Origin of the sequence: Inquilinus sp. NPDC058860 (assembly GCF_042743185.1) — a bacterium.
Taxonomy (GTDB): domain Bacteria; phylum Pseudomonadota; class Alphaproteobacteria; order DSM-16000; family Inquilinaceae; genus Inquilinus.
Genome location: NZ_JBHYMS010000101.1, coordinates 1 through 13,808 on the forward strand (window position 1 = coordinate 1; position 13,808 = coordinate 13,808).

General features: G+C 70.1%; 11 protein-coding genes. 5 read left to right on the plus strand and 6 right to left on the minus strand.

The window, feature by feature from the left end; translation table 11 throughout:
* Positions 1-146 precede the first annotated feature (146 nt).
* Entirely contained in the window at positions 147-3,062 is a 2,916-nt protein-coding gene (locus tag ACFW16_RS35055) for a ribonuclease E/G (RefSeq protein WP_380313742.1), read from the minus strand.
* A gap of 591 nt (positions 3,063-3,653) precedes the next feature.
* Between ACFW16_RS35055 and ACFW16_RS35060 the strand changes: the two genes are divergently transcribed.
* The 3 genes from ACFW16_RS35060 to ACFW16_RS35070 are packed head-to-tail and all read left to right on the plus strand — an operon-like array spanning position 3,654 to position 6,910.
* Complete coding sequence (locus ACFW16_RS35060) at positions 3,654-6,095, plus strand: penicillin-binding protein 1A (RefSeq protein ID WP_380313743.1); 2,442 nt, start codon at positions 3,654-3,656, stop codon at positions 6,093-6,095.
* A gap of 54 nt (positions 6,096-6,149) precedes the next feature.
* Positions 6,150-6,434, plus strand: a complete 285-nt coding sequence (locus ACFW16_RS35065) for a DUF4242 domain-containing protein (protein ID WP_380313744.1) — start codon at positions 6,150-6,152, stop codon at positions 6,432-6,434.
* Between the two features lie 23 nt (positions 6,435-6,457).
* On the plus strand, positions 6,458-6,910 hold the full coding sequence (locus tag ACFW16_RS35070; RefSeq protein ID WP_380313745.1) for a DUF3293 domain-containing protein: 453 nt from the start codon (positions 6,458-6,460) through the stop codon (positions 6,908-6,910).
* 101 nt (positions 6,911-7,011) lie between these two features.
* Here the strand turns inward: ACFW16_RS35070 and ACFW16_RS35075 are convergent, their stop codons facing one another.
* Genes ACFW16_RS35075 through ACFW16_RS35095 form a run of 5 tightly spaced genes read right to left on the minus strand, consistent with a single transcriptional unit; the run spans position 7,012 to position 11,967 of the window.
* Positions 7,012-7,437, minus strand: a complete 426-nt coding sequence (locus ACFW16_RS35075) for a F0F1 ATP synthase subunit epsilon (RefSeq protein WP_380313746.1) — start codon at positions 7,435-7,437, stop codon at positions 7,012-7,014.
* 29 nt (positions 7,438-7,466) lie between these two features.
* Positions 7,467-8,903, minus strand: coding sequence for a F0F1 ATP synthase subunit beta (gene atpD, locus ACFW16_RS35080; RefSeq protein ID WP_380313747.1), 1,437 nt, complete (start codon positions 8,901-8,903; stop codon positions 7,467-7,469).
* Between the two features lie 54 nt (positions 8,904-8,957).
* A complete protein-coding gene (locus tag ACFW16_RS35085) occupies positions 8,958-9,836 on the minus strand; it encodes a F0F1 ATP synthase subunit gamma (RefSeq protein ID WP_380313748.1) in 879 nt (292 codons plus the stop codon).
* A gap of 41 nt (positions 9,837-9,877) precedes the next feature.
* Positions 9,878-11,407, minus strand: coding sequence for a F0F1 ATP synthase subunit alpha (gene atpA, locus ACFW16_RS35090; protein WP_380313749.1), 1,530 nt, complete (start codon positions 11,405-11,407; stop codon positions 9,878-9,880).
* Positions 11,407-11,967: a F0F1 ATP synthase subunit delta gene (locus tag ACFW16_RS35095; RefSeq protein WP_380313750.1), complete on the minus strand. Its 561-nt coding sequence runs from the start codon at positions 11,965-11,967 to the stop codon at positions 11,407-11,409. Before ACFW16_RS35095 ends, atpA begins: the two co-directional genes overlap by 1 nt.
* A 229-nt stretch (positions 11,968-12,196) precedes the next feature.
* Here ACFW16_RS35095 and ACFW16_RS35100 point away from each other — a divergent pair, with 229 nt between their 5' ends.
* Entirely contained in the window at positions 12,197-13,165 is a 969-nt protein-coding gene (locus tag ACFW16_RS35100) for a cation diffusion facilitator family transporter (RefSeq protein ID WP_380313751.1), read from the plus strand.
* Between the two features lie 204 nt (positions 13,166-13,369).
* Complete coding sequence (locus ACFW16_RS35105; protein WP_380313752.1) at positions 13,370-13,717, plus strand: ribbon-helix-helix domain-containing protein; 348 nt, start codon at positions 13,370-13,372, stop codon at positions 13,715-13,717.
* Positions 13,718-13,808: the final 91 nt, after the last annotated feature.

Here is a 13,808-nt window from a genome sequence, read left to right on the forward strand (position 1 = left end):
CCGCAGAGGACTCTCACCTCCAAGTCACAAACCGGGGCACCACTCCCGGCTCTCGGTGCTCTCGCACCTCGCGCCATGCCTGGCGCACACGAAAAAGCCCGCCCGGTTCCCCGGGCGGGCTCTCTGATCCAAACCGTCGGCCGGGTTCAGGCGCCGCGGCGCCACCAGCCGCGCTTCGGGGCTTCGGGCGGCTGGTTCACCACCTGATTGGCCTCGACCGCCAGGTTCTCGGCCGGGGCCTCGGGCTCAGGCTCGGATTCCGTCGCGGCCGGCGCCGGCTCGGGCACGGCGCCGTTGAGCGCGGCCGCCTCGGGCTCCGGCGCCGGAGCCGGGGGCTCGGCGGCGGGTTCGGCCGCAGCCTCGACGGCGACCTCGGCCTTCTTGCGGCGCGGGGCGCGACGCTTCGGCTTCGGCGCCTCCTCGGCCGGCGCCGCAGCTTCCGCTGGGGCAGCTTCCGCCGGGGCAGCCTCCGCCGGAGCGGCTTCGGCCGGGGCGGGCTCGGGCGCGATCACGGCCTCGGCGGCCGCAACCGTCTCCGGCGCCGCGACGGCCTCCGGCTCGGCATGGCTGGCGGCGTCGGCGGCTTCCAGCACGAAGGGCTCGGCCTCGTCCGTCTTCTTGCGGCGACCGCCGCGACGGCCGCGACGGCGGCCCTTGGCCTCGTCGTCGGCAGCCTCGGCCGCCGGAGCCTCCGCGGCCTCGGCAACAGCCGGCTCGGCCTGTGCGGCCGGCTCGGCGGCAACGGGGGTGGCCTCCTCGACCGGCTCGGCATGGCTCACGGCGTCGGCGGCCTCGACCGTGAACGGCTCGGCTGCCTGATCCTCGGGCGCGCCCTCCTCGGCTTCGTCGCGCGGGTCGTATCCGAAGCTGCCGTCAGCGGCGACTTGCGCGGGCTGGTCCGGGCGATGCCCGTCCTCGCCGCCGCGCCGGCGGCCGCGGCGCCGCCGGCGGCGACGGCCGCGGCCCTCGCCATCGGCCTGCTGCTGGCCGTGATGCTGCGGCGGCTGGCCCGGGCGCTGCTGCGGCTGGCGCGCCGGCTCGCGGACCTCCGCGACCTCCTCTTCCGCCTCGTCCTCGATCTCCTCCGCCTCGGCCTCCAGCGCGGCGTCGGTCTCGGCCATGATCCGGGCGGCGTTGTCGACCGGCGCGGCCGGGGCCGGCAGCTCGGCGCTGCGGGCGCGGGTGCGCTCGATCCGGTGCGCCGGCGGGATCAGGCTGTCGTCGGCCTCGATCATCACCCGCACGCCGTAGCGCCGCTCGATGTCGGCCAGGGCGTCGCGCTTCTGGTTGAACAGGTACAGCGCCAGCGCGGTGGCGACATGCACGGTGATCTCGGAGGCGCGCTTGCGGATGCCCTCCTCCTCGATCGCGCGCAGCACCGACAGCGCGGCCGAGCCGGTGGTCCGGGTCATGCCCAGCCCGCCGCAATGGGCGCAGGTCTCGAAATGCGTCTCCATCAGGCTCGGGCGCAGCCGCTGGCGCGACAGCTCGAGCAGGCCGAAGGCGCTGATCCGGCCGATCTGGATGCGGGCGCGGTCCTGCCGCATCGCCTCCTTCAGCCGGTGCTCGACCGCCTTGTTGTGGCGGTCGTCCTCCATGTCGATGAAGTCGATGACGATCAGCCCGGCCAGGTCGCGCAGGCGCAGCTGGCGCGCCACCTCGTCGGCGGCCTCCAGGTTGGTCTTGTACGCCGTCTCCTCGATGTTCCGCTCGCGGGTCGAGCGGCCGGAGTTGACGTCGATCGAGACCAGCGCCTCGGTCGGGTTGATGACGATGTAGCCGCCGGAGCGCAGCTGCACCACCGGGCTGTGCATCGCATCGATCTGGCCTTCCACGTTGAAGCGGTGGAAGAGCGGGACGTTCTCGTCCTGGTACGGCTGGACCTTCTTGGCATGGCTCGGCATGAGCATGCGCATGAAGTCCTTGGCGGTGCGGTAGCCCTCCTCGCCGGCGACCTGAACGTCCTCGATGTCCTTGGAATAGAGGTCGCGGATCGCCCGCTTGATCAGGTCCGCCTCTTCATGGATGGCGCAGGGGGCGGTCGACTGCAGCGTTGTCTGCCGGATCGAATCCCACAGCCGCAGCAGGTAGTCGAGGTCGCGCCGGATCTCCAGCTTGGTCCGCTCCAGCCCCGCGGTCCGCAGGATGACGGCCATGCCCTCCGGCACCTCCAGGTCATCCATGATCGCCTTCATCTTCTTGCGATCCTTGGGATTGGCGATCTTCCGGCTGATGCCGCCGCCGCGCGGCGTGTTCGGCATCAGCACGCAGTAGCGGCCGGCCAGCGACAGGTAGGTGGTCAGCGCGGCGCCCTTGTTGCCGCGCTCCTCCTTGGTCACCTGCACCAGCATGATCTGCCGGCGCTTGATGACCTCCTGGATCTTGTAGTTGCGGTAGTTCGGCAGCTTCGAGCGGCGGTCGCGGGCCTCCTCGGCCTCGTCGCCGCCCAGCACCTCGACGGGCTCCTGCCCGCCGTCATGGTCGTTGCCGTTCTCGCCCTCGGCCGTGCTCGGGTCGTCGCCCCGCGGCGCCTCGGCGGGCGCCAGCAGCGCGACCGGGCCGCTGTCGCCTTCGGTCGACAGGGTCTCGCCGAAGCTGTCCTCGGCGATGGCCTCGGCGTGGATCACCTCGCCCGCCACCCCATCGCCGGCTTCGATCGCCTCGCTCGGGCCGGTCTCGGCGGCCTCGGCGCGGGCCGGGCGGCGGTCACGGCCGCGGCGCCGGCGGGACGCCGGCTCGGCCGGCTTCGCCTCGACGGCCTCGGCCTCGTCGGCCTCCGCGGCCTGGCGGGCCAGCAGGGCCTCGCGGTCGGCGATCGGGATCCGGTAGTAGTCGGGATGGATTTCCGAGAAGGCGAGGAAACCGTGCCGGTTCCCGCCATATTCCACGAAGGCGGCCTGGAGCGAGGGTTCGACCCGCGTCACCTTGGCCAGGTAGATGTTGCCCTTCAGCTGCTTCTTGGCCTCGGTCTCGAAATCGAATTCCTCGAGCCGATTGCCGTCCAGCACCACCACCCGCGTTTCTTCCGCATGGGTGGCGTCCACCAGCATTCTTTTAGCCATGTACAAACCCTGGCGACGCTGCCGCCGGCCCCGCGCGACCGACGGGGCCGCGGCGCGTCATTGTCCTGCCGAAGCCGCCGGGGACGCGAACCGTGATCACCCGAGAACGGCGCTTCGCAGCAGGCCAGACGGGAGGGTTCGCGACCACCGGTCCGGCGCGGATGCGCCGGGGCACGGCTTCGAGTTGATCCTCGATGTCGCCCGACATCCGCGGCTGCGCATCGCATGCCGGCCGTTCGACGAGGCGTTCCACGGCGGAAATCGATGCGCTGCCGCGCGGCCGACCCAAAAACCCGGGGGAACCCGGATCTCCGATCGACCGATCAGGCAGACTGTCGCGCCGCCACGATACCGACGCACCGCACTCTCGACAATGGAAGATTTCGGCGGTAGGGGCCTCTTGGCCAGTCGCGGCGCCACGGGGGCCTGACTCGCGGTCGGCGCTATGGTAACAGAGGCCGCCCCGGCCCCCGTGGTCATCAACGGAACACAATCGCGGCCTATCCGCTTCTGCGTCGAGGCCGGTCTCGCGGGGCCGCCCCGCCGCTCCGGGGCGGCTGTCGCCGTCCATCCATTGCTCCCCAAGGTCCGATGCGCCTGATCGGCTGGCTCCTATCCTCCCTCATCCTCCTCCTCGTCATCGCGGCGGTCGGGGTCTTCGCGGCCGCGAGCTATTTCGGCCGCGACCTGCCGGACACGGCGCAGCTGGCCGAATACGCGCCGCCGATCACCACCCGCCTGCACGCGGGTGACGGCCGGCTGATGGCGGAGTACGCCAGCCAGAACCGGTTGTTCGTGCCGTTCGGGGCGATCCCGCCGCTGGTGGCCCAGGCGTTCGTCTCGGCCGAGGATCAGCGCTTCTACGACCATCCGGGCGTCGACCTGCAGGGCATCGCCCGGGCCGGGATCTCCGCGATCCAGAACTATGCCTCCGGCCGGCGGGTCGAAGGCGCCTCGACCATCACCCAGCAGGTGGCGCGCAACTTCTTCCTGACGCCGGACCGGGCGATCAGCCGCAAGATCCGCGAGGTGCTGCTGGCGCTGCGCATCGAAAGCGCCTTCACCAAGCAGCAGATCCTCGAGCTGTACCTGAACCAGATCTATCTCGGCCGCGGCGCCTACGGCGTGGCGGCGGCGTCGCTGGCCTATTTCAACAAGCCGCTGAAGGACCTGACGATCTCCGAGGCCGCCTTCCTGGCCGGCCTGCCGAAGGCGCCCAGCAGCTACGACCCGAAGACCCGGCTGGACGCGGCCGTCAACCGCCGCAACTACGTCCTCGGCCGGCTGCTCGAGGACGGCGCGATCACCCGGGAGCAGGCCGACGCCGCCCGGGCCGAGCCGCTGGTGACCAAGGATCGGCGGCAGATCGAGTTCGTCAGCGCCAACTACTTCGCCGAGGAGGTGCGGCGCGAGCTGCAGCGCCTCTACGGCAACGACGCCCTCTACCAGGGCGGCCTGTCGGTGCGAACCTCGCTCGACCCGCATCTGCAGGACCTCGCCGACCAGTCGCTGCGCAACGGCCTGCGCAGCTATGACCAGCGGCACGGCTGGCGCGGCCCCTTGAAGAAGATCGAGGGCTTCGACGACTGGGCCGGGCAGCTCGCCGCGATCGAGCGGCCGGCCGGCGCCGGCGACTGGCAGATGGCGGTGGTGCTCGACGTCGACGCCAAGGCCGCCGGCATCGGCTTCTCGGACAGGAGCCGCGGCACCATCCCCTTCGCCGAGATGAAATGGGCCCGGCCCTGGCGCGAGAACCAGACGGTCGGCGCCGAGCCGCGGAAGCCGTCCGACGTGCTGGCCAAGGGCGACGTGATCCTGGTCGAGCCGACCGGCCCGGTGCCGGAGGACAAGGCGGTGCCGCAGGAGTTCGGGCTGCGCCAGATCCCCAATGTGCAGGGCGCGCTGGTGGCGCTCGATCCCAACACCGGCCGGGTGCTGGCGATCACCGGCGGCTACGACTACGCGATGAGCGAGTTCGACCGCGGCACCCAGGCGGTGCGGCAGCCGGGCTCGACCTTCAAGCCCTTCGTCTATCTGACGGCGCTGCAGGCCGGCTACACCCCGGCCACCATCATCGACGACGCCCCGATCACGATCGACACGGGCACCACCGACTGGGCGCCGGAGAACGACGACCGGCGGTTCCTCGGGCCGATGCCGCTGCGCGTCGGCGTCGAACGCTCGCGCAACCTGATGACGGTCCGCCTGATCCAGGCGGTCGGCCTCGACAAGGTGAAGGACACGGCGGAGCGGTTCGGCGTCTACAAGGACATGCCGCTGCTCTACTCCATGGCGCTCGGCGCCGGCGCCACCACGCCGCTGCAGATGGCGACCGGCTTCGCCCAGATCGCCAATGGCGGCAAGAAGGTGATCCCGACCTTCATCGACCGGATCCAGGACCGCACCGGCCGCACCATCTACCGGCACGACGACCGGCCCTGCGACAGCTGCGGCCAGCCCTGGGCCGACCAGGCGACGCCGGCGATCCCGGACACGCGCGAGCAGATCGCCGACCCGGTCTCGGCCTACCAGATCACCTCGATCCTGCAGGGTGTGGTCCAGCGCGGTACGGCCTCGGCGCTGAACAAGCTGGGCTTCACCCTGGCCGGCAAGACCGGCACCACCAACGATGCCAAGGACGCCTGGTTCGTCGGCTTCGCGCCCGACCTGGTGGTTGCGATCTATGTCGGCTTCGACGACCCGAAGACGCTCGGCGCGCGCGAGTGGGGATCGACCGCCGCCCTGCCGATCTTCCGCGACTTCATGTCCGCGGCGCTGCAGGGCAAGGACGTGCCGCCCTTCCGCATCCCGCCGGGGGTCAATCTGGTGAAGATCGACCGGCTGACCGGCCAGCCCGCCTATGGCAGCGGCGGCGACACGATCTGGGAGGCGTTCCGCCCCGGCACCGAGCCCGGCACCGGCTACGCCCTCGACCGGCTCGACGGCAGCGGCGCCGCCACCGGCGAGGGCGGCGACACCGGCTTCGGCGACAGCGTGCCCGACGCCACGACCGGGACGGGCGGGCTGTACTGAGCGCCGCCGCGGCCTAGATCAAGCGAGGCGACACGCCGGATCAGGGAGGAACCCATGGCCCTTCGCAAGTTCATCATCGAGCGCGACATCCCCGACGTCGGCACCCTCGAACGCGAACAGCTGCGCGGCGCCGCGGCCAAGTCCAACGACGCGCTGCGGCAGATCGGCCCCGACATCCAGTGGGTCGAGAGCTATGTCGCGGACAACAAGACCTTCTGCGTCTACCTCGCCCGCGACGAGGAGGTGATCCGCAGGCACGCCGAGATCAGCGGCTTTCCGGCGACCAGGATCACCGAGATCCGCAAGATGATCGACCCGACGACGGAACGGGCCGGCTGACGGATCGCCGGCGGCAGCGGGCGATGGATCTCTCGGACTTCATCCGGCTGCTCGAGGCCTATCGCGGCACCCGCTACCTGTTCGACGCCGACGGCGCCGAGCGCGAGGTGCGGATCGACCGGCGGAATCCGGAAGCGGAGGCATGGCTGGCCGGCCGCGGCGCGGCCGGCGCCGGCTTCGTCACCGCCGACAACCCGCGCAGCCGGCTGGCGCCCGCGGTCGAGAACGCGGCGGCGCGGCAGCGCCTGGCCGAGGCGGTGCGCCGGCGCGGCCTCGACGCCGTGCCGCACACCGGCGCCGGGCTGGACGGCGCTTGGCCGCCGGAGCAGGGGCTTCTGGTGCTCGACATGCCGGTCGGGGAGCTGACGGCGTTGGCAGAGGAATTCGGCCAGAACGCCATCGTCTGGTTCGTCCCCGGCCAGCCCGCCCGGCTGGTGCCGACCCGCCTGCTGTTCGAGGCGCTCACGATTCCGTAGGTTGGGTTCGCGGCACGCGAACCCAACTATTGGCAGGCGTCTGTTCCATGAAAAAGGGCCCCTTTCAGGGCCCTTTCCGATTCAACCGTTCAGCGGTCGGCTCAGGCGTGGCCGGCGGCGCCGCGGGTGACCGCGGTCAGCTTGGCGCGGGCCAGCTTCAGCGCCCGCTCGGCCACCGCCTTGTCGCCGGGGGTCTTGGCGTCGGCCACATCCTCCTCGGCGTCGCGCAGCTCCTGCTCGACCTTGGCGCGGTCCAGCGAGGCCACCGGCACCACCTCCTCGGCCAGCACGGTGCAGCGCTCCGGCGTCACCTCGGCGAAGCCGCCGGTGACGAACAGGCGGCTGGAGATGGCGCTGCGCTGCTCATAGACGTCGATCACACCCGGCTGGATGGTCGACAGCATCGACATGTGCCCCTTCAGCACGCCGAAATGGCCGTCGCCGCCGGGGACGACCACCATCTCGACCTGCTGCGCCACGAGCAGCTTCTCGGGCGAGACCAGTTCGAAGGCGAATTTCTCGGCCATGGATGTCCCCGGCTAGGCTGCTACAGGCGTCAGGCGGCTTCGGCGAGCTTCTTCGCCTTGGCGATGGCGTCGTCGATGGTGCCGACCATGTAGAACGCCGCCTCCGGCAGGTGGTCGTAGTCGCCGTTGACGATGCCCTTGAAGCCGCGGACCGTCTCCTCGACCGGGACGAACACGCCCGGCGTGCCGGTGAACACCTCGGCGACATGGAAGGGCTGGCTGAAGAAGCGCTGGATCTTCCGGGCGCGGGCCACGGTCAGCTTCTGCTCCTCGGTCAGCTCGTCCATGCCCAGGATGGCGATGATGTCCTGCAGCGCCTTGTACTCCTGCAGCGTGCGCTGCACGGCGCGGGCCACCTCGTAGTGCTCCTGGCCGACCACGCGCGGGTCGAGGATGCGCGAGGTCGAGTCGAGCGGGTCCACCGCCGGGTAGATGCCCAGCTCGGAGATCGCGCGGCTCAGCACCGTGGTCGCGTCCAGGTGCGAGAACGAGGTCGCCGGGGCCGGGTCGGTCAGGTCGTCGGCGGGCACGTAGATGGCCTGCACCGAGGTGATCGAACCCTTGGTGGTCGAGGTGATGCGCTCCTGCAGCGTGCCCATGTCGGTCGACAGGGTCGGCTGATAGCCCACGGCCGACGGGATGCGGCCCAGCAGCGCCGACACCTCGGCGCCCGCCTGGGTGAAGCGGAAGATGTTGTCGACGAAGAACAGCACGTCCTGGCCTTCGACGTCGCGGAAGTACTCGGCGACGGTCAGGCCCGACAGGCCGACGCGGGCGCGGGCGCCCGGCGGCTCGTTCATCTGGCCGTAGACGAGGGCCACCTTGGAGCCGTCCTCGCCCAGCTTGATGACGCCGGAGTCGATCATCTCGTGATACAGGTCGTTGCCCTCGCGGGTGCGCTCACCCACGCCGGCGAAGACCGACACGCCGCCATGCGCCTTGGCGATGTTGTTGATCAGCTCCTGGATGGTCACCGTCTTGCCGACGCCGGCGCCGCCGAACAGGCCGATCTTGCCGCCCTTGGCGTAGGGGGCGATCAGGTCGACGACCTTGATGCCGGTGACCAGCACCTCGGCCTCGGTCGCCTGGTCGACGAATTCCGGCGCCGCGCGGTGGATCGGGAAATGCTGCTTGGCGTTGATCGGGCCGCGCTCGTCGATCGGCTCGCCGATCACGTTCATGATGCGGCCCAGCGTCTCCGGGCCGACCGGCACCGAGATGGCGTTGCCGGTGTCGTGCACCTTGTTGCCGCGCACCAGGCCGTCGGTCGAGTCCATGGCGATGCAGCGCACGGTGTTCTCGCCGAGATGCTGCGCCGCCTCGAGCACGAGGGTCCTGCCGCCGATCTCGGTGGTCAGGGCGTTCAGGATGGCGGGCAGCTCGCCATCGAACTGGACATCCACCACGGCGCCCAGAACCTGGCTGATGCGGCCGATGACGTTGCTTCCGGTCTGGGTCTCGACCATGGTGTTCACGCTCCTCGAACTGTCTTCAAGCGATCGGTGGATCAACAGGGCGGCTTAGACGGCTTCGGCGCCCGAGATGATCTCGATCAGCTCCTTGGTGATGTAGGCCTGGCGGGTCCGGTTGTAGACCAGCGTCAGCCGCTTGATCATGTCGCCCGCGTTGCGCGTCGCATTGTCCATCGCGGTCATGCGCGCGCCCTGCTCGGAGGCGGCGGATTCGAGCAGCGCCTTGTAGATCTGGATCGCCAGGTTGCGCGGCAGCAGCTCCGCCAGGATCTGCTCCTCGCTCGGCTCGAACTCGTAGACGATGTTCGACGCGGTGTCCTCGGCCACGGCCGGCAACGCCACGGGCACCAGCTGCTGCACCGTGATGATCTGGGCGATCGCCGACTTGAACTTGTTGTAGACGACCGAGCAGACGTCGAAGTCGCCGGCCTCGAACATCGCCAGGATCCGGTCGGCGATGCCGTTGGCGTCGGCGAAGCCCAGCTTCGGCCGGCCGATGTCGATCACGCTCTCGACGATCAGGTTGGCATAGTCGCGGCGCAGGTTGTCACGGCCCTTGCGGCCGACGGTGAACAGCTTCACCGTCTTGCCGCGGCCCTGCAGCTCGCGGATCTGCTTGCGTGTCTCGCGCATCACCGTGGCGTTGAACGCCCCGGCCAGGCCGCGGTCCGAGGTGATGACGAGCAGCAGGTGCACGTCGCTCTTGCCGGTGCCGGCGATCAGCTTCGGGCCCTGGCCCGCCGTCTTGGCGACGGCGGCCAGGCCGGTCAGCATCCGCTCCATCCGGTCGGCATAGGGCCGGCCGGCCTCGGCCTGCTCCTGGGCGCGGCGCAGCTTCGACGCCGCGACCATCTTCATGGCCGCAGTGATCTTCTGCGTCGACTTGACGCTGGTGATCCGGTTCCTGAGGTCCTTCAACGACGGCATGGCGCCCCGCCTTCAATCGATGTGGTGGGAACGACTGCCGCTCAGACGAAGGTCTTGGCGTAGTTGACGATGAAGCTGGTCAGCTTCTCCTCGTTCTCCGGCGAGATCTGCTTCTCGTTGCGGATCGCCTCGAGGATGGCGGCGCCCTCGTCGCGCAGCGCCTCCAGCAGGCCCTTCTCGAAATCCGGCACCCGGTTGGTCGGGACGCTGTCGAGATGGCCGCGGACGCCGGCGAAGATCGACGCCACCTGCTCCTCGACCGGGAGCGGGCTGAACTGCGGCTGCTTCAGGAGCTCGGTCAGGCGCGCGCCGCGGGCCAGCAGCTTCTGGGTCGAGGCGTCGAGGTCCGAGGCGAACTGGGCGAAGGCCTCCATCTCGCGGTACTGGGCGAGCTCGAGCTTGATGCGGCCGGCGACCTGCTTCATCGCCTTGATCTGGGCGGCGGAGCCGACGCGGCTGACCGACAGGCCGACATTGATGGCCGGGCGGACGCCCTTGTAGAACAGGCCGGTCTCGAGGAAGATCTGGCCGTCGGTGATCGAGATCACGTTGGTCGGGATGTAGGCCGACACGTCGCCGGCCTGGGTCTCGATGACCGGCAGGGCGGTCAGAGAACCGTTGCCGTGCTCGTCGTTCATCTTGGCCGCGCGCTCCAGCAGGCGGCTGTGCAGGTAGAACACGTCGCCCGGATACGCCTCGCGGCCCGGCGGGCGGCGCAGCAGCAGCGACATCTGGCGGTAGGCCACGGCCTGCTTGGACAGATCGTCATAGATGATCAGCCCGTGCATGCCGTTGTCGCGGAAGAACTCGCCCATCGCGGCGCCGGTGTAGGGCGCCAGGAACTGCAGCGGCGCCGGCTCGGACGCGGTCGCCGCGACGACGATGGTGTATTCCAGCGCGCCGTATTCCTCGAGCGTCTTGACGATCTGGGCGACCGTCGAGCGCTTCTGGCCGATGGCGACGTAGATGCAGTAGAGCTTCTGGCTCTCGTCGCCGGACTTGTTGATCTCGCGCTGGTTCAGGATGGTGTCGATGGCGACGGCGGTCTTGCCGGTCTGGCGGTCGCCGATGATCAGCTCGCGCTGGCCGCGGCCGACCGGGGTCAGCGCATCGATCGACTTCAGGCCGGTCTGCATCGGCTCGTGCACCGACTTGCGCGGGATGATGCCCGGGGCCTTGACCTCGACGCGGCTCATCTTGGCGTCGGCGATCGGGCCCTTGCCGTCGATCGGGTTGCCCAAGCCATCGACCACGCGGCCCAGCAGGCCGCGGCCGACCGGGACCTCGACGATGGCGCCGGTGCGCTTGACCGTGTCGCCTTCCTTGATGGCGCGGTCTTCGCCGAAGATCACGATGCCGACATTGTCGGTCTCGAGGTTCAGCGCCATGCCCTTGATGCCGCCCGGGAACTCGACCATCTCGCCGGCCTGGACGTTGTCCAGCCCGTAGACGCGGGCGACGCCGTCACCGACCGACAGCACCTGGCCGACCTCGGCGACGTCGGCCTCGGTCCCGAAATTGGCGATCTGGTCCTTGATGATCGCAGAGATTTCGGCGGCACGGATGTCCATCAGACGGTCCCCTTCATCGCGAGCTGCAGCTTGGCCAGTTTCGTGCGCAGGGAGCTGTCGACCATGCGCGAGCCGACTTTGACGATCATCCCGCCGAGCAGCGCGGGATCGATTTTGACATTGACCTGGACCTTGGCGCCCATGGCCTTCTTGAGCTGGTCGACCAGCGCCTCGGTCTGGCGGTCGGTCAGCGCCGCGGCGGCGGTGACCTCGGCGGCGACCTCGCCGCGGCGGCGGGCCAGCTCGGCCAGGAAGGCGTCGATCATGGCGTCGAGGGCGAACAGGCGGCGGTTGCGCGCCACCAGGCCGATGAAGCGGCGCACCAGGTCGGACACGTTCGCCCGCTCCAGCACCGCCGCCATCGCCTTGCCCTGCACGTCGCGCGACAAGAGCGGGCTGCGGACCAGACGGCGCAGATCCTCGCTTTCGGCCAGGGCGGTCTTCAGGCCGCGCAGGTCGTCCGCGGTCTGGTCGAGCGCCTTGCCTTCATCGGCGAGTGCGTAGAGCGCCGTCGCGTAGCTGGATGCGAGGCCGGAAATTCCTGACCCTGTGGCTGCCACCGATCGTCCCTCGATCGTTTGTTTCGATCGTGGCAGGAGGCCACGACCACCGAATGTTCGGGGGGCTCTATCGCACAACAGAGGGCTGTCCGAGGCCCACCCCTTACGCTCGGCGCGCCGTCATCTAACATAGCGGTAGGGGGTGCGCAACCGGCATGGAGGCGGGTTTTTCATGGCGGAGTGCCGGATGTAGACTGGCGCGAGCGATTCGCATCCTCCGGAGGCCGGAATGCCGCACGACCATTCGCCCGGGCCCGACTCCGGCCATGATCATGCGGCGCATGACCACGGGCCGGGCCATGCCCATCATCACGGCATGCCGGACGGGGCGGATGGCGAGCGGCGGCTCCTGATCGCGCTGGCCATCACCGCCGGCTTCATGCTGGTCGAAGCGGCGGGCGGCTGGATCGCCAACTCCCTCGCGCTCCTGGCCGATGCCGGCCACATGCTGACCGACGCCGCGGCGCTGGCGCTGGCCTGGCTGGCGGCGCGGATGGCGCGGCGGCCGCGCGACGCCCGGCGCTCCTATGGCTATGGCAGGGTGCAGGTGCTGGCCGCCTTCGCCAACGGCATCGTGCTGCTGGCGGTGGTCGTCGCCATCGTGGTCGAGGCCGCCGGCCGGCTGGCCGCCCCGGCGCCGGTCGAGGGCGGGCTGATGATCGGCATCGCCGCCGCCGGGCTGGCGGCCAACCTGGTCGCCTTCCGGGTGCTGCAGGGCGGCGACCGCGGCAATCTGAACCTGCGCGGCGCCGCGCTGCATGTGATGGGCGACCTGCTCGGCTCGGTCGGCGCGCTCGCCGCCGGGGCCGTGATCCTCCTGACCGGCTGGACGCCGATCGACCCGATCCTGTCGGTCCTGGTCTCATTGCTGGTGCTGCGCAGCGCCTGGGCGATCCTGCGCGAATCCGGCCATGTGCTGGTGGAGGGGACGCCCGGCGGGATCGACGAGGCGGTGCTGGCCCAGGCGATCCTGGCCGAGGTGCCGGCGGTGATCGACGTGCATCACGTCCATGCCTGGACCCTGACGCCGGACCGGCCGCTGGTGACGCTGCATGCACGGCTGCGCGAGGGTGCCGATTCCGACCAGGCGATCGGCGCGGTGACCCGCCTGCTGCGCGATCGCTTCGGCGTCGACCACGCCACGGTGCAGGCCGAATTCGAGATCTGCGCCGACGCCGCGCACGCGCCGCGACACTAAGCGCCCCCCGTCGCGGCCTCGCCGCGACACTAAGCGCCCCCCGTCGCGGCTACGCCGCGACACTAAGCGCAACGCGCCGGAACGTAAAAGCGCAATCGCCAGTTCACCTTTTTGCTCGGAAGCGGTAATTATTCGACATACTCCTGTGTATTTGATGTCGCCCATGGCCCGGCTTTCCGGGGCTGCGGGCCCGGAAAGGTGACGATGGGCCATAATGGAGCTCAAGCCCGCGACGCGGATCCGCTGTCGATCTGCCGCAACGTGACGGTCGCAGGACGACGCACGAGCGTCCGCATGGAAGTCGTGTTCTGGGACGGGTTGATGGAGATCTGCGCGCGCGAGCAGATCGGTCTGAACGAGATCTGCACCCGGATCGACGCCGCCCGCAAGGGCAGCGGCCTGACCGGGGCGCTCAGGGTCTTCGTCCTATGCTATTTCCGCGAGCTGACGCGCCGGCCGGCGCCGGTGCAGCCGCCGGTCCACGCCTCGGTCCAGACCCCGCCGGCGCTGCTGGTGGCGGCGCTGGAAGGCGTGGTCGGGGCGAGGGCGTAGCAGGAACTGTCGGTTGGGTTCGCTTCGGCGAACCCAACCGTCACGACCCGGTCATTGTAGGGTTAGCGGGCCGCCAACCCAACCAACGCGA

Bases quoted from the DNA above. Each gene is read 5' to 3' on its own strand.
- ACFW16_RS35055 (WP_380313742.1), bottom strand. From the start codon at position 3,062: ATGGCTAAAAGAATGCTGGTGGACGCCACCCATGCGGAAGAAACGCGG.
- ACFW16_RS35060 (WP_380313743.1), top strand. From the start codon at position 3,654: ATGCGCCTGATCGGCTGGCTCCTATCCTCCCTCATCCTCCTCCTCGTC.
- ACFW16_RS35065 (WP_380313744.1), top strand. From the start codon at position 6,150: ATGGCCCTTCGCAAGTTCATCATCGAGCGCGACATCCCCGACGTCGGC.
- ACFW16_RS35070 (WP_380313745.1), top strand. From the start codon at position 6,458: ATGGATCTCTCGGACTTCATCCGGCTGCTCGAGGCCTATCGCGGCACC.
- ACFW16_RS35075 (WP_380313746.1), bottom strand. From the start codon at position 7,437: ATGGCCGAGAAATTCGCCTTCGAACTGGTCTCGCCCGAGAAGCTGCTC.
- atpD (WP_380313747.1), bottom strand. From the start codon at position 8,903: ATGGTCGAGACCCAGACCGGAAGCAACGTCATCGGCCGCATCAGCCAG.
- ACFW16_RS35085 (WP_380313748.1), bottom strand. From the start codon at position 9,836: ATGCCGTCGTTGAAGGACCTCAGGAACCGGATCACCAGCGTCAAGTCG.
- atpA (WP_380313749.1), bottom strand. From the start codon at position 11,407: ATGGACATCCGTGCCGCCGAAATCTCTGCGATCATCAAGGACCAGATC.
- ACFW16_RS35100 (WP_380313751.1), top strand. From the start codon at position 12,197: ATGCCGCACGACCATTCGCCCGGGCCCGACTCCGGCCATGATCATGCG.
- ACFW16_RS35105 (WP_380313752.1), top strand. From the start codon at position 13,370: ATGGGCCATAATGGAGCTCAAGCCCGCGACGCGGATCCGCTGTCGATC.